This is a genomic window from Endothiovibrio diazotrophicus (assembly GCF_054657215.1).
Genome location: NZ_BAAHXB010000111.1, coordinates 1 through 17,501, shown reverse-complemented (window position 1 = coordinate 17,501; position 17,501 = coordinate 1). Strand labels below are relative to the sequence as shown.

General features: G+C 66.6%; 22 protein-coding genes and 1 pseudogene. 9 read left to right on the top strand and 14 right to left on the bottom strand.

Features of this window, described 5'->3' with window-relative positions; genetic code table 11:
* Positions 1 to 4: 4 nt before the first annotated feature.
* Positions 5 to 1,843 (bottom strand): GGDEF domain-containing protein, encoded by a 1,839-nt coding sequence (locus ACYQ2W_RS20945; RefSeq protein ID WP_459871721.1) that lies wholly within the window; start codon positions 1,841 to 1,843, stop codon positions 5 to 7.
* Positions 1,844 to 2,077: 234 nt separating this feature from the next.
* Between ACYQ2W_RS20945 and ACYQ2W_RS20940 the strand changes: the two genes are divergently transcribed.
* Positions 2,078 to 2,293 carry a hypothetical protein gene (locus tag ACYQ2W_RS20940; protein ID WP_459871718.1) on the top strand — a complete coding sequence of 72 codons (216 nt, stop codon included), beginning with the start codon at positions 2,078 to 2,080 and terminating at the stop codon, positions 2,291 to 2,293.
* Positions 2,294 to 2,369: 76 nt separating this feature from the next.
* Positions 2,370 to 3,029: a hypothetical protein gene (locus ACYQ2W_RS20935; RefSeq protein ID WP_459871715.1), complete on the top strand. Its 660-nt coding sequence runs from the start codon at positions 2,370 to 2,372 to the stop codon at positions 3,027 to 3,029.
* A gap of 349 nt (positions 3,030 to 3,378) precedes the next feature.
* Here the strand turns inward: ACYQ2W_RS20935 and ACYQ2W_RS20930 are convergent, their stop codons facing one another.
* On the bottom strand, positions 3,379 to 3,582 hold the full coding sequence (locus tag ACYQ2W_RS20930; RefSeq protein WP_459871712.1) for a hypothetical protein: 204 nt from the start codon (positions 3,580 to 3,582) through the stop codon (positions 3,379 to 3,381).
* Between the two features lie 93 nt (positions 3,583 to 3,675).
* Here ACYQ2W_RS20930 and ACYQ2W_RS20925 point away from each other — a divergent pair, with 93 nt between their 5' ends.
* On the top strand, positions 3,676 to 4,626 hold the full coding sequence (locus ACYQ2W_RS20925; protein WP_459871710.1) for a YbgA family protein: 951 nt from the start codon (positions 3,676 to 3,678) through the stop codon (positions 4,624 to 4,626).
* 245 nt (positions 4,627 to 4,871) lie between these two features.
* Here the strand turns inward: ACYQ2W_RS20925 and ACYQ2W_RS20920 are convergent.
* Both ACYQ2W_RS20920 and ACYQ2W_RS20915 read right to left on the bottom strand, forming a co-directional pair.
* Positions 4,872 to 5,063, bottom strand: a pseudogene (locus ACYQ2W_RS20920) (urease accessory protein UreH domain-containing protein); the annotation flags it as partial.
* Positions 5,030 to 5,269 carry a hypothetical protein gene (locus tag ACYQ2W_RS20915; protein ID WP_459871725.1) on the bottom strand — a complete coding sequence of 80 codons (240 nt, stop codon included), beginning with the start codon at positions 5,267 to 5,269 and terminating at the stop codon, positions 5,030 to 5,032. The gene ACYQ2W_RS20915 and the pseudogene ACYQ2W_RS20920, both read right to left, overlap by 34 nt.
* 110 nt (positions 5,270 to 5,379) lie before the next feature.
* On the opposite strand from ACYQ2W_RS20915, the gene pyrE reads away from it, so the two are divergent.
* The gene (gene pyrE, locus ACYQ2W_RS20910; protein WP_459871708.1) at positions 5,380 to 6,024 is read left to right on the top strand and encodes an orotate phosphoribosyltransferase; all 645 of its coding nucleotides are present in this window, start codon (positions 5,380 to 5,382) and stop codon (positions 6,022 to 6,024) included.
* Between the two features lie 4 nt (positions 6,025 to 6,028).
* Here the strand turns inward: pyrE and ACYQ2W_RS20905 are convergent, their stop codons facing one another.
* The 6 genes from ACYQ2W_RS20905 to coaBC form a co-directional block, all read right to left on the bottom strand.
* The gene (locus ACYQ2W_RS20905) at positions 6,029 to 7,039 is read right to left on the bottom strand and encodes a GGDEF domain-containing protein (RefSeq protein ID WP_459871706.1); all 1,011 of its coding nucleotides are present in this window, start codon (positions 7,037 to 7,039) and stop codon (positions 6,029 to 6,031) included.
* 15 nt (positions 7,040 to 7,054) lie between these two features.
* Positions 7,055 to 7,762 carry a M48 family metallopeptidase gene (locus tag ACYQ2W_RS20900; protein WP_459871703.1) on the bottom strand — a complete coding sequence of 236 codons (708 nt, stop codon included), beginning with the start codon at positions 7,760 to 7,762 and terminating at the stop codon, positions 7,055 to 7,057.
* 7 nt (positions 7,763 to 7,769) lie between these two features.
* On the bottom strand, positions 7,770 to 8,375 hold the full coding sequence (gene slmA / locus ACYQ2W_RS20895; protein WP_459871700.1) for a nucleoid occlusion factor SlmA: 606 nt from the start codon (positions 8,373 to 8,375) through the stop codon (positions 7,770 to 7,772).
* Complete coding sequence (gene argB / locus ACYQ2W_RS20890) at positions 8,372 to 9,271, bottom strand: acetylglutamate kinase (RefSeq protein WP_459871697.1); 900 nt, start codon at positions 9,269 to 9,271, stop codon at positions 8,372 to 8,374. The genes slmA and argB overlap by 4 nt, the downstream gene beginning before the upstream one ends.
* A gap of 130 nt (positions 9,272 to 9,401) precedes the next feature.
* Entirely contained in the window at positions 9,402 to 9,863 is a 462-nt protein-coding gene (gene dut, locus ACYQ2W_RS20885) for a dUTP diphosphatase (RefSeq protein WP_459871694.1), read from the bottom strand.
* Positions 9,856 to 11,079, bottom strand: a complete 1,224-nt coding sequence (gene coaBC / locus ACYQ2W_RS20880; RefSeq protein ID WP_459871692.1) for a bifunctional phosphopantothenoylcysteine decarboxylase/phosphopantothenate--cysteine ligase CoaBC — start codon at positions 11,077 to 11,079, stop codon at positions 9,856 to 9,858. The genes dut and coaBC overlap by 8 nt, the downstream gene beginning before the upstream one ends.
* Before the next feature lie 55 nt (positions 11,080 to 11,134).
* Here coaBC and radC point away from each other — a divergent pair, with 55 nt between their 5' ends.
* The 3 genes from radC to rpmG all read left to right on the top strand — a co-directional run bounded on the left by radC (position 11,135) and on the right by rpmG (position 12,528).
* Entirely contained in the window at positions 11,135 to 11,809 is a 675-nt protein-coding gene (gene radC, locus ACYQ2W_RS20875) for a RadC family protein (RefSeq protein WP_459871690.1), read from the top strand.
* Positions 11,810 to 12,109: 300 nt separating this feature from the next.
* Positions 12,110 to 12,346 (top strand): 50S ribosomal protein L28, encoded by a 237-nt coding sequence (gene rpmB / locus ACYQ2W_RS20870; RefSeq protein ID WP_459871688.1) that lies wholly within the window; start codon positions 12,110 to 12,112, stop codon positions 12,344 to 12,346.
* 11 nt (positions 12,347 to 12,357) lie between these two features.
* The gene (gene rpmG / locus ACYQ2W_RS20865) at positions 12,358 to 12,528 is read left to right on the top strand and encodes a 50S ribosomal protein L33 (RefSeq protein WP_459871685.1); all 171 of its coding nucleotides are present in this window, start codon (positions 12,358 to 12,360) and stop codon (positions 12,526 to 12,528) included.
* Positions 12,529 to 12,840: 312 nt separating this feature from the next.
* Here the strand turns inward: rpmG and rpmE are convergent, their stop codons facing one another.
* Both rpmE and ACYQ2W_RS20855 read right to left on the bottom strand, forming a co-directional pair.
* Positions 12,841 to 13,056, bottom strand: a complete 216-nt coding sequence (rpmE, locus tag ACYQ2W_RS20860; RefSeq protein ID WP_459871683.1) for a 50S ribosomal protein L31 — start codon at positions 13,054 to 13,056, stop codon at positions 12,841 to 12,843.
* Between the two features lie 94 nt (positions 13,057 to 13,150).
* Entirely contained in the window at positions 13,151 to 13,528 is a 378-nt protein-coding gene (locus ACYQ2W_RS20855) for a DUF3135 domain-containing protein (RefSeq protein WP_459871679.1), read from the bottom strand.
* A gap of 138 nt (positions 13,529 to 13,666) precedes the next feature.
* On the opposite strand from ACYQ2W_RS20855, the gene rimO reads away from it, so the two are divergent.
* On the top strand, positions 13,667 to 14,983 hold the full coding sequence (rimO, locus tag ACYQ2W_RS20850) for a 30S ribosomal protein S12 methylthiotransferase RimO (protein WP_459871676.1): 1,317 nt from the start codon (positions 13,667 to 13,669) through the stop codon (positions 14,981 to 14,983).
* Here rimO and hemW read toward each other — a convergent pair.
* Positions 14,978 to 16,120 (bottom strand): radical SAM family heme chaperone HemW, encoded by a 1,143-nt coding sequence (hemW, locus tag ACYQ2W_RS20845; protein ID WP_459871723.1) that lies wholly within the window; start codon positions 16,118 to 16,120, stop codon positions 14,978 to 14,980. The genes rimO and hemW overlap by 6 nt on opposite strands.
* 32 nt (positions 16,121 to 16,152) lie before the next feature.
* The gene (gene rdgB, locus ACYQ2W_RS20840) at positions 16,153 to 16,755 is read right to left on the bottom strand and encodes an RdgB/HAM1 family non-canonical purine NTP pyrophosphatase (RefSeq protein WP_459871674.1); all 603 of its coding nucleotides are present in this window, start codon (positions 16,753 to 16,755) and stop codon (positions 16,153 to 16,155) included.
* A 198-nt stretch (positions 16,756 to 16,953) separates the two neighbouring features.
* Here rdgB and ACYQ2W_RS20835 point away from each other — a divergent pair, with 198 nt between their 5' ends.
* On the top strand, positions 16,954 to 17,346 hold the full coding sequence (locus ACYQ2W_RS20835; protein WP_459871672.1) for a hypothetical protein: 393 nt from the start codon (positions 16,954 to 16,956) through the stop codon (positions 17,344 to 17,346).
* The last annotated feature ends 155 nt before the right edge of the window (positions 17,347 to 17,501 follow it).

Genomic DNA, 17,501 nt, shown 5'->3' with positions numbered 1-17,501 from the left:
GGGATCAGCTCGGGCGGACGGCCGCCCCGCCAGCGGGAGGGATCGCGGCCACCTCGGTACCCAACGAATCCCACTGGCCAAGCTCACCCTTCCCCGGACCGGGGCCGCGACGACGTTCAACGAACAGCGAATTGCCGGCCATCTTCTTCGCCTCGTGCTTGGCCCCGGCGGCCAGCGCCGCCACGTCGTGGAAGGTGCGGCAACGCAGCGGATCGGGCTGCACCGCCGCCAGCGACAGGCTGATCAGCGGAAAGAAACAGTCGTTGCCGGCCCGATCGTGGGAGAACACCCCGCCACGCTCCCGCTCCTCCGGGGTATAGAAGATCGGCGCCCGCGCCTCGAACAGCGCCAGAATCGAACGGCATCGCGCCTCCCAGTCATCACTGCGAAACACCACCACGAAGTCGTCCCCCCCTACGTGGCCGACGAAATCGACCCCGCGTACCGCCTGCTCGCGCAGCACCTCCGCCACCAACTGGATCACCTCGTCCCCCTTGGCGTAACCGTAGTGGTCGTTGAACGGCTTGAAGTGATCCAGATCGACGTAGACGGTGACGAAGCTCTCCTCCCGCTTGAGCAGATCGCTGAGGTGGTTGTTGATCGGCACGTTGCCCGGCAACTGGGTCAGCGGGTTGGCGTAGCGGGCGAAACGGATCTGCTGGTCGGTGATCTTGCGCAGCAGCTCGATCACCCGGCCGACGCCACTGTAGCGCCGCTCCCGGGTGATGATGAAATCGTGATCCGGCTGGATCCCGGCACTGGCGGTGACCACCCGGCTCACCTCCTCCAGCGGGGTATCGTGGGAGAAAACCAGCGGCTCGCTCTCCATCAACGCGATGATCGGCCGGCGGCCGTGCAGGTCGCGGCCGTAACGGCTGAGGAAGGTGTTCATGAAGTTGTGGCGGCGGACGATGCCGATCGGAATGCCCCCCTCCACCACCGCGATGGAGTGGAGCGTCGGACTGGCGACGAAATACTCCCCCACCTCGTCCACCCGCATCGTCGGCGGCACCGCCGGGGCCTCCTCGCTGAGCACCGACACCGGCTCGACGGCGAGCCCATCCGCCGCCCCGCTCTCCTCCCGGCGCACGGTCGCATACAGTTGATCGGAGAGCTGGGTCGGCGGCACCGTCCGCGGTGGCGAGAAGTAGAACCCCTGGGCGAGCGTGATCCCCAGCCCCTCCACCGTCTCCCGCTCCTCCCGGCACTCCACCCCTTCGGCGATCACCCGGCAGTCGAGGCTGCGGGCGATGTCGCGGATCGAGCGGACGAAGGCCTGCTTGGCGGTGTCGTCATGGATCCCCTGGATGAAATGGCGGTCGATCTTCACGTAGTCCGGGCGCAGGTCGCACCACAGCCGCAATCCGGAGTAGCCCGCCCCCAGATCGTCGATGGCGATGGTGAAGCCCATCGCCCGGTAGTGCTCGATGGCCCGCTTCATCAGCTCCAGGTCGTGGGTCGGCTGGTGCTCGGTCAACTCGATCACCACCCGCGAGGGATCGATGCCGGCGGCACGGATCATCGCCAGGGTGCGTCCCCCTTTGAAACCGGGGGAGAGCAGACACTCGGGGCTGATGTTCAGGAACAGCCGCTCCGGCAGCGACAGACGACGAAACTGCTCCACCGAGATCTCCCGGGCGAGCAGCTCCACCTCGGCCAGCCGGCCGGCGCGGGTGGCGGCATCGAACAGGTTGAGCGGCCCGTGCAGCGGGCTGTCGGAAGGCCCCCGGATCAACGCCTCGTAGCCGAAGATCCGCCGCTCGCGCAGGTTCACCAGCGGCTGGAACAGCGGGCGCAGCCGCCGCTTGGCAAGGATCTCCTGCAACTCGTGGGTGAGGTCCATGGGGGCGGACGTCCATAACGGAAAGGGAAAGAGCGGCAGCAGCATAGACGGCGGCCGTGAACATCGGGTAACAACCATGTGACACCCTCATGACAGGGCAAAACGCTGAAGCAGATCTAAGACTTTTCCTACACTCTATCATCCATTTGCCAATTTCCTTCCCGGCGCGATTTTGGCAGCATGGAACCCGCACCTTCGCAAGGGAAATCCGAATCCCCACAGGGAGCGATCGACATGGAGTGCGACCACTACGCCATCCCCGGCTATCAGGAGTGCGTGGAGCAGGCGGCCGAACGGGTTCGGCGCGAAATCCGCCACCTCCAGGCACTGCACCGGGGGGACCACTGCGACCTCCCGCCCGCCGAACTCAACACCAAGCGGCTGGAGTCGATGCTCGCCTGGCGCCACACCCTGCTCTTCGCCCTCACGCCCGACATCCCCGCCGATTAAGGGCTCGCGAAACAACAACGCCCAGTCCAAGATAGCGACACGACGGACTATCGAACACCAGACGATGGGCGAGAGCATGAGCGACGACAACGAACTGGAAGAGCTGGTACTGAAGGAGAGCATCGTCAGCGCCACCGGGCTGAGCGAGGCAAGCGTGCAGATCGGCATCAAGGGGGACCCCTCGCTACGCGAGACCACCCTGGAGCGGAAGAAATACCTGAGCCCGGTGGACGCGGTCTTCGACCGCCTGCGGCCCAACCTCGAAGAGCTGCTGCTGGGGCGCGGCACCTACCGCCTCTACATCGGTTTCAACTCCGGTGAGATCCGCACCGCATCGGTCTTCGATCCGATGCGCGAGGAGATCCACTCCGCCGAGAAACTGGCCGAACGGGGCTACGTCGACCGCCACTTCCCGACCATTCCCTTCGCCGAGAAGGTGGCGGCGATGCGCCGGCTCTACGCGTGGCTCGCCGAGAGCGGGCTCTACGACCGCCTGCCCAACCACTGGCGCAGCATCATCACCAAACGCCACGCCCGCTGGGAGCCGATGGAGCCCCGGGAAGTACGCACCATCCTCGGCAGCCTCAAGGCGATGCGCGACCTGCCCGACTACTACCTGCGCAACATCACCATCTCGCTGGTGCAGAACACGGTGAAGATGCAGTTCAACTGCGACGGCACCCAGATCGTCAGCGCCGAGAACTACACCCGCTTCCTCGAAGAGAACATCCCCTGAAGAAGGCGACAGGTGACAGGTGGCAGGTGACAGAAAAAGCCTGAAGAAACCCGACGCCGAATCAACGCCAACCGAAGCCACCTCTGGTTACCACGCTCTGCGTGGTAATCCGGCCTCCGCGCCGGCAGAGGAGCCAAACCCTGGACGCTCCGCGTCGGCGCCTCACTCGAAGCCACCGCGCTCAATAGCAGGACGCAGAGCGTCCAAGAACAACGGTTACGACGCAGAGCGCAACGACAACGGTTACGACGCAGAGCGCAACGACAACGGTTACGACGCAGAGCGCAACGACAACGGTTACGACGCAGAGCGTCGTAACCAGGGCATTCCTCGGCGCAAACCGGGAAACTCAACGCTCGTCGTCGTGGGTCGAGCGCTTCCGATCGCGCTCCCACGAACGCTTCTTCGGACCCTCCTCGCGGTTCTTGCTCTCGTCGCTGAAGGTGAAGCGGCCGGCCAGCACGCACCCCTTCATCCCCGGACTGCACGGCTCCATATCGACTTTGGAACAGGCGCCCCCCACCTCGTGGGGGCATCCCCAACCACTGCTCATCGTCGCCTCCCGGATAGCGGATACTGGAACAGGGGCGCAATCGCCCCGTGATCCCCTATATTTTACCTTTCCCGGTCAACCCGCGAGAGAACCATGGAAGAGAAAATCCGCGTCGGCATCAGCGCCTGCCTGCTCGGCCAGACGGTGCGTTACGACGGCAACCACAAACACGACCCCTACCTGACCGCCACCCTCGGCCGCTACCTGGAGTTCGTCCCGGTCTGCCCCGAGGCGGAGAGCGGCATGGGCGTTCCACGCGAGGCGATGCGCCTGGAGGGCGACCCGGACGCCCCCCGCCTGATCACCCGCGGCAGCCGCATCGACAAGACCGACCCGTTGGTCGAGTGGCGCGAGCGGAAGCTCGGCCAGCTCGCCGACGCCGGCCTCTGCGGCTTCATCCTCAAGGCCAAGTCCCCCTCCTGCGGCATGGAGCGGGTGAAGATCTACGGCGCCAAGGGGATGCCCACCCACAGCGGCGCCGGCCTCTTCGCCGGCGCCTTCATGGCCCGCTTTCCGGAACTTCCGGTGGAGGAGGAGGGACGGCTCCACGACATGAAGCTGCGCGAGAATTTCATCGAGCGACTGTTCGTCCACCAGCGCTGGCGGGCGCTTGGCGAAGGGGGGGACGAGACGCGGGAGCTGGCCGAATTCCACCGCCGCCACAAGCTGCTGATCATGGCCCACAGCCCCCGCCACTACCGCGAACTGGGCCGGCTGGCCGCCGGCGACGGCGCCCTACCCCCGGGTGAGCGGCAGCAGGCATACGGCCGCGGCCTCCAGGAGGCGCTGCGATTGCTGGCGACGCCGAAAAAGAATGCCAACGTGCTGCAACACATCCAGGGCTATTTCAAGCGCCAACTGAGCGGCGACGAAAAGCGGGAGCTGGGCGAGGTGATCGACGCCTACCGCCGGGAGCTGCTGCCGCTGATCGTGCCGATCACCCTGCTCAACCACTATGTGCGCAAATACGACGAGCCGTATCTGCAAGAGCAGTGGTACCTCAACCCGCACCCGCTGGAGTTGAAGCTGCGCAACCACGTGTAAAGAAAACGGGACACCACCCACCCCGATCGAGCCATCCCCTGGTTACCACGCTCCGCGTGGGAACCTTGGCCTTCACGCCGGCAGAGGCGTCTCCCTTGGACGCTCCGCGTCGGCCGCCCATCGCGACAACACCACCTTGCCCAAATCAGGACGCAGAGCGTCCAAGGAGGCCGTGGTTACGACGCGGAGCGTCGTAACCAGCGGACGCGTCGTAACCGGGGGAGGCACGTCGTGACCAGAGAGCCTCACCCCGCCGCCAGCCACAAGGTATACGCCCCGAACCCCGCCACCAGCGCCCCGGCACTGCGCCTCATCCACCGATTGCGCGCCACCGCCGCCAGGCGGCTGGCCGCCACCCCCATCAGCAGCAGATTGGGCAGCGTGCCGACGCCGAAGGCGACCATCAGCGCCGCACCCTGCAGCGCATCCCCTGCAGCACACTCTGCACCTGACGCAACTCGCCGGTATGGGCGGCGACCCAACCGATCCCCCCCATCAGCCCCCCCGGCGACGGCATAGCTGAACAGTCGCCCTCCGTTGTAGGCGAGCTGCATCGGCAACACCGGGCGTCCGTTCTCCCGCCGTTCACCTGTTCGATGCCGGCGGCCTGCTCGCCGCTGGCCGCGGCCATCTCGGCGATCAAGTCGGAGACCCCCGACGCAGGTCAAGAAACGATAGGAACACAACCCATGGATCGTCACCGGCCGGCTGCTACAATGGCCGCCCCTCCCCGCCGACCACAGGCCGTTCGAGATGCACGACTACCAGCGCGAATTCCTCGACTTCGCCATCGAGCGCAAGGTGCTGCGCTTCGGCGAGTTCACCCTCAAGTCGGGGCGCACCAGTCCCTACTTTTTCAACACCGGGCTATTCGACAGCGGAAGCGCCCTGGCCCGCCTCGGCCGCTATTACGCCCGGGCCATCGTCGATTCGGGGCTCGCCTTCGACATGCTCTTCGGCCCCGCCTACAAGGGGATCCCGCTGGTCGCCGCGGTGGCGGTGGCGCTGGCCGATCACCACGACCGTGACCTCCCCTACTGCTTCAATCGCAAGGAGGTGAAGGACCATGGTGAAGGGGGGACGCTGGTGGGGGCGCCACTCGACGGCCGGGTGCTGATCATCGACGACGTGATCACCGCCGGCACCGCGATCCGCGAGTCGATGGCGATCATCGAGGCGGCCGGCGCCCGCTGCGCCGGGGTGGCGATCTCGCTGGACCGCCAGGAGCGCGGCCGCGGCGAGCTCTCGGCAATCCAGGAGGTGGAGCGGGACTACGGCCTGGGGGTGATCAGCATCGCCAAACTGGCGGAGCTGATCGAGTACCTGGAGGGGCGGGAGGGGATGGCCGCAGAGCTGGAGTCGGTGCGCCGCTACCGCACGGAGTACGGCATCGGCTAAGCGATCAAAACAGCTCGATCTCGCCCTCTTCCAACTCCTCCGCCGCGATCTTCCCCTCCACCACCAGGCGATCGTGGAAGCAGACCTGATCGCGGCCGTTGTACTTGGCGTAATAGAGCGCCTTGTCCGCCTTGTCGACCACCGCCGAGGGCATCTCGCCGGGCTGGATCGCGGTGAAGCCGACGCTCACCGTCACCTGCCCCACCTTGGGAAAGGGGTAGGCGGCGACCGCCGCGCGGAAACGCTCCAGCACCCGTTCGGCATCCGCATCGTCCACCTCGCTCAACACCACCACGAACTCCTCGCCGCCGTAGCGGAAGAGCAGGTCGGTGACGCGGAACGACTCCTCCATGATGTGGCCGAAGAGCAGCAGCACCTCGTCGCCGTAGAGGTGGCCGAAGCGGTCGTTGATACGCTTGAAGAAATCGATGTCGAGCACCGCCAGGTGGCTGTAGTGGGCGTCCGTGCGCCGCCGCCCGTCACTCACGTTGAAACGCAGCACGTTGCTGATCCGCTCGTCGAAGGACTGACGGTTGTAGAGCCCGGTCAGCGCATCGCGCTCCTTCTTGTCGAGCAGCAGCAGGTGGTTGGCGTAGATGCGGACCAGATAATCGAGATAGCTCAGCTCCTCGCCCAGATCCTCGAAACAGTCGAGCACCAGCAGCCCCATCACCCCGCCGACGCCGTGGATCGGGTAGACCACCCGCTGCCCCTCCTCCGCCGCGTAGTCGAGCACCACCATCTCTTCGCGCTCGAAACAGCGCAGAAAGCTCTCCTCGCCGGTCAGTGGCAGTTCGGCGCCCTCGCCGGGCTCCAGCAGATTGCGGTAGAAGAGGTCCTCGATCGCCGAGCGGGCCACCTCGCGGCCCCGCTGGCGGCTGTAGATCTCGTAGACCGCAATGGCGCGGGCCGGGAACAGCTGGTCGAGCAGCTCCACCAGACGACGGGTCATCTCCCGGCGATCGTGGACCTCGGTCAACTGCACCAGCGCTTCGAGACAGGGGATACTGATCATGAGTTCAAACCGCCCTCAGAAGAGGGGCTCCACCGCCCGCAGCAACTTCCGGTGAGCAAGGTAATCGGGGTCGAACCGCGCCACCAGCGCCCAGAAGGCGGCGGAGTGGTTCATATGGGCCAAGTGACAGAGCTCGTGGATCACCACGTAATCCACCGCGACGGACGGGGCGAACAGCAGCCGCCAGTTGAGGTTGAGCCGCCCGCGGGAGGAGCAGCTCCCCCAGCGGGTACGCTGACCGCGGATGGCGAGACCGGCGGGGCGCAGTCCGGTACACGCCGCCAGGGCCTCGACCCGCGCGCCCAGCAGGCGGCGCGCCTGCCGACGGTACCACCCCTCCAGCAGTTCCTCCAGCTCCTCGACCTCGCGGTACTCCACCAGCAGCCGCCCGCCCTGACGCACCACCCGCCGACGGGCAGCGCTGCGTACGACCAGTTCCAGTTGCTCGTCGAACAGCGGCAGGATCGCCCCGTCGGCCAGCCGCGGCCGCGCCGAGCGGGCCCTGCGCGCCTGCCCCAGGCGATCACGCAACCAGTCGAGGTGATCACCGAGAAAGCGCTCGATCTCCCGCCGACCGGCGCGCGGCGGTACCCGCACCTCGACCTCGGCGTCGCGCCCCACCATCAGGCAGAGCCGTTTGCGCCGGGGATCGCGCAGCAGCCGGTAGGGGACCGGCTCGCCGTCGAGGATCAACCGCTCCTCGCTGGTGCGAATGGCGCTCACCGCCCCCTCACTGCGCCGCCTTGCCCGGGGGAAACAGCCCTTCCACCAGGAGCCGCCACTGCGCCTCGAAGAGCGCGAGCGGCTTGCGCTGGAAACCGCTCTGGACGAACTGGTGGATCAACCCCTCGGCCACCGCCAGCAACAGGTTGGCGATCGCCTGGACGGGAGTGCCCACCGGCAGCTCGCCGTGCAACTCCGCCTCGCGCAGCATCTGTTTGAGCTCCAGCTCCAGCCGATCGAAGAGCTTGCCGGCGCGGTTGCGCAGCCGCTCCTTCTCGCCGACCAGGGCATCCCCCGAAAGCACCCGGCTGATCCCGGGATTGCGCTCGGCGAACCCCAGCAGCAGGTAGATCACCTTGCGCGCCCGCCCCGCCACCGGCACCTGTTCGGCATTGATCCGGTGGACGGTGGAGAAGAGCGTCTGCTCGGCGAACTCGATCAACCCCTCGTACATCTGCGCCTTGCTGGCGAAGTGGCGGTAGAGCGCCGCCTCGGAGACCCCCAGCGATCGGGCCAGCCCCGCGGTGGTGATCCGCTCGCCGGGCGCCGACTCCAGCTCGCGGGCCAGGGTCTCCAGGATCTGCTGCTTGCGAGACGGCTTTGCCTCACTCATCGGCCGGCGCGGATCAGGGTGCCGACGCCCTGGTCGGTGAAGAGTTCGAGCATCACCGCGTGTTCCACCCGGCCGTCGATGATGTGGGCGCTCTTCACGCCGTTCTTCACCGCGCTCAGCGCGCAGCCGATCTTCGGCAACATGCCGCCGTGGATGGTCCCATCGGCGATCAGCTCGTCCACCTGGGTGGCGTTGAGGCCGGTCAGCAGGTTGCCCTCCTTGTCCAGCAACCCCGCGGTGTTGGTGAGCAGGATCAGCTTCTCGGCCTTCAGCATCTCGGCCATCTTGCCGGCCACCAGGTCGGCATTGATGTTGTAGGAGTGCCCCTCCTCGCCGACCCCGATGGGGGCGATCACCGGGATGAAGTTGCCGTGATCGAGCATCTCCACCACCGACGGCTCGATGCTCTCCACCTCGCCGACGTGCCCGATGTCGATGATCTCCGGCGCCTCCAGATCGGGGGTCTTGCGGGTCACCTTCAGCTTGCGCGCGCGGATCAGGTCGCCGTCCTTGCCGGTGAGGCCCACCGCACGGCCGCCGTGGCGGTTGATCAGGTTGACGATCTCCTTGTTGACCAGGCCGCCGAGCACCATCTCCACCACGTCCATGGTCTCGGCGTCGGTCACCCGCATCCCCTCGACGAATTTCGACTCCTTGCCGATGCGCTCCAGCAGCTTGCCGATCTGCGGGCCGCCGCCGTGGACCACCACCGGATTGATGCCCACCAGCTTGAGCATCACCATGTCGCGGGCGAAGCCGCGCTTGAGCTTCTCGTCGACCATCGCGTTGCCGCCGTACTTGACCACGATGGTCTTGCCGCGGAAACGCTGGATGTAGGGCACCGCCTCGGAGAGCACCTTGGCGACGTTCATGGCCTGATCGGGATCTAAACTCATCGTTCCTTTTCCTGATGTGATATCACGCAGAGCTCGCAGAGAAGCGGAGGGCGCAGAGCAAGAACATTCTTATCTCCGCGCCCTCCGCTTCTCTGCGAACTCTGCGCGAACGCTTCAATTCTTCAAAACCTCAACCGCGCCCCGTGGAACCGAAGCCGCCGGCGCCCCGCTCGGAGGCGGCGAACTCTTCGACCACCTCGAAGGCCGCCTGCACCACCGGCACGAAGACCATCTGGGCGATCCGCTCGCCCACCTGGATGACGAAAGGGTCGTGCCCCCGGTTCCACACCGAGACGAAAACCTGCCCCTGGTAGTCGGAGTCGATCAGCCCGGTAAGGTTGCCGAGCACGATGCCGTGCTTGTGGCCGAGTCCCGAGCGGGGCAGCAGCACCGCGGCGACGTTGGGATCGGCCATGTGGATGGCGATGCCGCTGGGGATCAGCTCGGTGCGCCCCGGTTCCAGGGTGATCGGCGCCTCGATGCAGGCGCGCAGATCCATCCCCGCCGCCCCCTCGGTGGCGTAGTGGGGGAGCGGAAACTCGCCGCCGATACGCGGATCGAGGATCTTCAGTTGTACCTTGGTCTTATCCATTGCGCGCCTCCCGGAAGCGTTCGGCGACCACCGCCACCAGTTGTTCGGCCAATCGCCCCTTCTCCGCCATCGGCAGCTCCCGCCCGCCGCCGGCCCAGAAGAGATGGAGCGCGTTGCGCTCACTCTCAAAACCACCCTCGCCGCGACCGACCCAGTTGGCGGCCACCATGTCGAGCCCCTTGCGCCGGAGCTTGTCGCGGGCATGCACCTCCAGTTCATCGGTCTCCGCGGCGAAACCGACGGTGAAAGGACCACCCTCCAGGGCCGCCACGGTCGAAAGAATGTCCGGATTGCGTACCAACTCCACGGAAAGTGACGACTCACTCTTCTTGATCTTGCGCGGCGCGGCGGTCACCGGCCGATAGTCGGCCACCGCCGCCGCCGCGATGAAGAGATCACACCGGGCCACCGACGCCATCACCGCTTGGAGCATCTCCTCGGCGCTCTCCACCGTGATCCGCTCCACGCCGACCGGCACGGGCAGTGCGGTGGGACCACTGACCAGGGTGACCCGCGCCCCCGCCGCGCAGGCGGCGGCGGCCACCGCGTAACCCATCCGACCCGAGCTGCGGTTGCCGATGTAGCGCACCGGATCGATCGCCTCGCGGGTAGGGCCGGCGGTGACCATCACACGCACTCCGGCGAGCCCCCCCGGGGCCCGGGTCCCGGCCACGGCGGCGACGATCTCCGCCGGCTCCGCCATCCGTCCGGCCCCCTCCTCGCCGCAGGCCAGCCCACCGGCGGCGGGACCGATGAAACGCACCCCCCGCGCGGCCAGGGTGGCGCAGTTGGCGCGGGTGGCGGGGTGCTCCCACATCCGGGTATTCATCGCCGGCGCCACCGCGATGGGCGCCGCGGTGACGAGGCAGAGGGTCGCCAACAGGTCGTCGGCCAGCCCCGCGGCCAGACGGGCGAGGAAATCGGCACTGGCCGGCGCCACCACCACGAAGTCGGCCCAGCGGGCCAGCTCGATGTGACCCATCCCCGCCTCCGCCTGCTCGTCGAACAGCGCCACCCGCACCGGCTGCCCGGAGAGCGCCTGGAAGGTGAGCGGGGCGACGAAGCGGGTCGCCGCCTCGGTCATCACCACCCGCACCGCCGCCCCCGTCTCGCGCAGCCGACGAGTCAGCTCGGCACACTTGTAGGCGGCCACCCCACCGGTGACGCCCAACAAAATGTGTCTATCAGAAAACGGCGAATTGGCGGAGACGTCCATAGACGATAGATTCTACGGCAGTTGTGAATGCTCACCAACCGAAAGGCCCCGTCCCATGCCGATCACCGACTGGCCCACCGAGGAACGCCCGCGGGAAAAGCTGCTCGCCCGCGGTGCCGGCCACCTCTCCGACGCCGAGCTGCTGGCGATCTTCCTGCGCACCGGCACGCCCGGGCGCACCGCCCTCGATCTGGCCCGCGAACTGCTCACGGAATTCGGCGACTTGCGCCGCCTTCTGGAGGCCCCGCTGCCCGAGTTCAGCCGCGCCAACGGCCTGGGCCCGGCCAAGTACGCCCAGCTCCAGGCCTCGGTGGAGATGAGCCGCCGCTACCTGGAGGCCGAGCTGCGCCGCGGCAGTCCGCTGACCAACACCGCCGCCACCCGCCGCTACTTCGCCACCCGCCTGCGCCACTACCCCTATGAAGTGTTCTGCGTCCTCTACCTCGACAACAGCCATCGCGTGATCCGCTTCGAGGAGCTCTTTCGCGGCACCGTCGACGGCACCGCCGTCCACGCCCGCGAGGTGGTACGCCAGGCACTCGCCCACAACGCCGCGGCGGTGATCTTCGCCCACAACCACCCCTCCGGGGCCCGCGAACCGAGCCGCGCCGACGTCGCCCTCACCGAACGACTCGCCAACGCCCTCGGGCTGATGGATATCCGGGTGCTGGACCATTTCGTCGTCGGCGACGGGGAGCCGGTGTCGTTGGCGGAGCTGGGGTTGGTGTAGGCACCAGGATGATGCCGGAGGCCGATCCAACGTCAAACCCCGCACACGACGTCTTGTCCCTACCCCCCACTTTCTCGTTTCCACGCGCTATGTGGAAACGTCTTGCTTGACGCTCCGCGTCATGCAAAACGATTGCACTGACATTTCCGCCCCCTTTAGGGCTCGCGAAGGAGCGACCCTGGCCGCCCCTTCGCCTAAAGCCTAAAGCCTAAAGCCCAATTCTTCTTGCATATCCCCCGCCGCCCTGGTATAAATTCCGCCCTTTCGCGAGTGACGACCAATTTTTCGAGGATTTTCGAGATGTCCAGAGTCTGCCAGGTGACGGGGAAGCGTCCGACCACCGGAAACAACGTCTCCCACGCCAACAACAAGACCAAGCGCCGTTTTCTGCCCAATCTCCACACCCACCGTTTCTGGGTGGAGAGCGAGAACCGCTGGGTCAAGCTGCGCCTCTCTTCGAAGGCGATGCGCATCATTGACAAGAAGGGCATCGACGCGGTCCTCGGCGACCTGCGTGCCCGTGGCGAAAAGGTCTAAGGAGGCACCCCATGGCTAAGAAAGGTGGACGCGAGAAGATTCGTCTGATCTCCAGCGCCGGTACCGGTCACTTCTACACGACCGACAAGAACCGTCGCACCATGCCCGAAAAGATGGAGATCAAGAAGTTCGACCCCGTCGTGCGCAAGCACGTGATGTATAAGGAAGGGAAGATCAAGTAACGATCTCCCGACCTCGTCCTCGCCGAAAAAACCCGCCCCCAGGCGGGTTTTTTCGTCCCCCACGATTTTTTTCGCGCCGCCGAACGGGGCGCCTGGCGGCGCCCCGTTCGGCGGCGCGAAAAAAATCGCATTGGGGTGATGAAGCCCCCACGCCCAACCAGCGGACGCAACTTCACCCCAACACCTCAAACCCGAGCCAAGGCGCCATCTCCCGGCACCGCCCCAGCCCTCTTCCCCACATGCGGATTTCTCCGCCCACGAAAAAGGGGCGCCCCGCAGGGCGCCCCTTTTTCGTGGGCGGAGAAATCCGTGTTAGGCCGACTTGCGCATCGAGCCGAATTTCTTGCGGAACTTGTCCACACGGCCACCGGTATCCACGATCTTCTGCTTGCCGGTGTAGAAGGGGTGGCACTGGGAGCAGACTTCGACGGTCAGATCCTTGCCCAGGGTCGAACGGGTCTGAAACTGATTACCGCAGCTGCAAGTGACGGTAATCTCTTCGTAATTCGGGTGGATATCGGGTTTCATGGGGGGCAACCTCTTCCCAAAAATGTGCCAGCCAGTAGCGTAAGGGGGCGCATCCTACCGCAAACACCTCAATGAAACAAGAGCCAATCCCCACTCAGTGGCGATGGCGATTGGGATGACGCACCGGGAAGGGGAGGACCTCGGCGCTGCGCGGACTCGGCATCGCCTCGCCCCCCTCGATGCAGAGGTCCGGCAGGCGTTGCATGAAGTCGAGCAATCCCCCTTCGCGGAGGACCGTGTCCCACATCATTCCATACATCCGATAGCAGGCGGAGATCGGCGCCGGCGCCATCCGCCGCACCTGGTCGATCCGCCACTGCAACGCCTGCAGGCGCTGGCGCTTGCCCCCGTGCAGACGTCCGATCTGCTCCTCCACCACCTGTCGGCGGCGCATCTCGAAGCCGTCGGGATCGCTGGCTGCCAACGCCTTCCATTCGTCGAAGTCGAATTTTTCCAGGCTGGCCGATTTCACTTGCGACCTCCTCACCGCATTGGCTTGTAATCTTTATCTGAACATAGCACAGGAAATTTCTTACGCCCGAAACGACTCCAACCCCTCTCTCCATTCAAGATAGAATAGTCGGCCCATCCCGACCTGCACCTCCCGATCATGTCCCATCCGCCCAAGATCGGCTTCGTCAGCCTCGGCTGCCCGAAGGCCACCGTCGACTCCGAACGGATCCTCACCCGGCTGCGCGCCGAGGGCTACGAGATCGCCCCCGACTACGCGGGCGCCGGACTGGTGGTGGTCAACACCTGCGGCTTCATCGACGCGGCGGTGGAGGAGTCGCTGGAGGCGATCGGCGAGGCGCTCAGCGAGAACGGCAAGGTGATCGTCACCGGCTGTCTCGGCGCCCGCCCGGAGCAGGTGGAGGCGCGCCACCCGGAGGTGCTGGCGGTGACCGGCCCCAATGCCTATGAGGAGGTGATGCACGCGGTCCACCGCCACCTGCCACCGGCGGGCGATCAGTACACCAGCCTGCTCCCCCCCGGCGGGATCAAACTCACGCCGCGCCACTACGCCTATCTGAAGATCTCCGAGGGGTGCAACCATCGCTGCACCTTCTGCATCATCCCGGCGCTGCGCGGCGATCTGGTGAGCCGCCCGGTCGGCGAGATCCTCGGCGAGGCGGAGAAGCTGGTGGAGGCGGGGGTGCAGGAGCTGGTGGTGATCGCCCAGGACACCAGCGCCTACGGCGTCGACCTGCACTACCGCACCGGTTTCTGGAACGGCCGCCCGGTGAAGAGCCGGATCGAGGAGCTGGCCGAGGCGCTGGGCGCGCTCGGGGTGTGGGTGCGGCTGATGTACGTCTATCCCTACCCCACCGTCGACCGGCTGATCCCGCTGATGAACGAGGGCAAGGTCCTGCCCTATCTGGACGTGCCGCTGCAGCACGCCAGCCCACGCATCCTCAAGGCGATGAAGCGCCCGGCCGCCGCCGAGGACCAACTGGCGCGGATCCGCACCTGGCGCGAGATCTGCCCCGATCTCACCCTGCGCTCCACCTTCATCACCGGCTTCCCCGGCGAGACCGAGGAGGAGTTCCAACAGCTCCTCGATTTCCTGGAGGAGGCGCGCCTCGACCACGTCGGCTGCTTCCCCTACTCGCCGGTGGAGGGGGCCGCCGCCAACGCACTGCCCGGCGCCCTGCCCGAGGAGGTGCGCGAGGAGCGTGCGGCGCGCCTGATGGCGTTGCAGGCGGGAATCAGCGCCGGGAAGCGCGCCGCCAAGGTCGGCGAGAACGTAGCGGTGCTGGTGGACGAGGTGGAGGAGGATGGCCGCGCGCTGGGCCGCACCACCGGCGACGCCCCGGAGGTGGACGGCCTGGTCTACCTGAGCGAGGCCGAGGGGGTCGCCCCCGGCGACATCGTCATCGCCGAGGTGACCGACGCCGACGAGTACGACCTGTGGGCGGAGCGACTATAGGAAGAGCGCAATAAGATCGTTGAGGAAGGCACGTCCCCGCTCGCTGGGCCGAATCCGGCCCTCCTCGCGCTCCAGCAACCCGCGCGACACCGCCTCGGCCAACGGCCCCGCGACCGTCTCCAGCGGCAGCCCCGTACGTTCCGCGAAGAGCGCCTCATCGAAGCCGTCCAGCAGGCGCAGGACATTCATCATGAACTCCCCCGGCAACTCGCCGACCTCGATCACCTGCTCGCCCGCTAGCCGCTCGCCACCGAGATAGGCCCGCGGATGGCGCGCCTTCCAGCGCCGCACCACCCGCCCCTCGGCGGGCAGGGTGACCTTGCCATGGGCGCCGGCGCCGATCCCCAGATAGTCACCGAACCGCCAGTAGTTGAGATTGTGGCGGCAACGCGCTCCGTCGCGGGCGTAGGCGGAGACCTCGTACTGTTCAAAGCCCGCCGCCGCCGATGACTCCACCCCTTGCTCCTGCAGCGCCCACAGGGCCTCGTCCTCGGGCAACGGCGGCGGCGCATGATGGAACGGGGTGTTGGGCTCGATGGTGAGCTGGTACCAGGAGAGGTGGGTCGGTGCCAGCGCGAGCGCCTCCGTCAGATCGGCCAACCCCTCCCGCGGGGTCTGCTCCGGCAGGCCGAACATCAGGTCCAGGTTGAGGTTGTCGAACCCCGCGGCGCGGGCCATCTCCACCGCGCGGAACACCTCGCCCCGGCGGTGAATCCGCCCCAGCGCCGCCAGCCGCCGGTCATCGAAACTCTGCACCCCGAGGGAGAGGCGGTTTACCCCCGCCTGGCGGTAGTCGCGGAAACGCCCCGCCTCGGCGGTGCCGGGGTTGGCCTCCAGGGTGATCTCGGCGTCGGGCAGCAGCGGCAGCCGTGCCCGGACGCCCGACAGCAGCCGCTCCACCGCCTCACCGCTGAACAGGCTCGGCGTTCCGCCGCCGATGAACAGCGAGACCACCCGCCGCCCCCACACCTGCGGCAGCTCCCCCTCCAGATCGGCGAGCAGCGCATCGACGTAGACGCCTTCGGGAATTACCCCATCGGCCTCGTGGGAATTGAAGTCGCAATAGGGACACTTGCGCACGCACCACGGCACGTGGATATACAGCGCAAGCGGCGGCAGGGAGAGGGCCGGCCCCATCGAAAAGTGCACTCAACCCCCGGCGCGGTAGATCAGGCTGTGGCATCCCCGCGCAGGGCGGCGATCAGCTTGCGCAGGGCGACACCGCGGTGGCTGATGCGGTTCTTCTCCTCCGGCGGCAGCTCGGCGGAGGCGCAGTTGTGGGTGGGGACCCAGAACAGCGGATCGTAGCCAAACCCTCCTTCGCCCTGCTCGTCACGCAGGATGCGCCCCTCCCAGGTCCCTTCGCAGATGATCGGCGTAGGATCGCCGGCGTGGTCCATCAGCACGATCAGCGCCACGTAGCGGGCGGTGCGCTCCTCGTCGGGGGTGCTGGCGAGCGCCTCCAGCAACTTCAGGTTGTTGGCCTCGTCGGTGGCACCGGGGCCGGAGTAGCGGGCGGAGTAGATGCCCGGCGCACCATTGAGCGCATCCACCTCGATGCCGGAGTCGTCGGCCAGCGCCGGCAGACCGGTGTGTTCGCAGGCGTTGCGCGCCTTGATGATGGCGTTCTCGACAAAGGTGAGCCCGGTCTCTTCCGCCTCCGGCACGCCGAACGCCGACTGCGGCAGCACCTCGATGCCGAACTCCTTCAACAACGCGGAGAACTCCCGCACCTTGCCGGGATTGTTGCTGGCCAGCACCACCTTCTTCATCGCGTCGCTCCTCGAAGAGAGATATTCAGGGGGTGGGAATTATAACGGCGCCCCCTGGAAAAATGGGTCGTTTATTGCCTGAATAATCACCAACCCCGCTCTTTGGAAAGATTGAAATGGACACAGGAATTGGATAAGAGCCATTCTTTTACGTATCGAGACGGAGAAGCGACGAGCACCGAGTGCAGGAGAGCAGAGATGAAGGTCGACATCTACAACGCCTGGGAACACCTGCGGATCGACGACGAGGAGGAGCGGCGCCTCCTTGCCGCGGGGCTGGTGAAGCACACTGCAGACGGCGAATGGCGCTTCAACGAGACCTGTTTCATCTGCCGCCACTGGGTCTACCAGGGCCTGGAGCGCAACCTCACCCCGATCGGCGAGTGCCGCCACGACCCGCCGGTGATCAACGACACCGGCGGCGAGGCTGACCACCTCCGGGGTGTCTGGCCATACACCCACGGCCATCAGTTCTGCGGCGCCATCGAAACCCACCTGTCGGAGCAGCAATTGACCGAACGGGTCGCCCAGTACCGCAAGGACTGCCGGCGCCGCTCCAGCGAGGGACAGGAGATTCGTTCGGTCTCCTAGGAGACTGTCGGACACCGCATAAAAAACGGGCCGCGCTGGCAAACCAGCGCGGCCCATTCTTCGAGGCTAGCCCTGCCCTTTACCCACAAATCGGCCATCAGCGCCCCCCGGAAGTGCCAGAACAAGGCGCGGTGCGCAGCCGGCGGCTCCGGGCC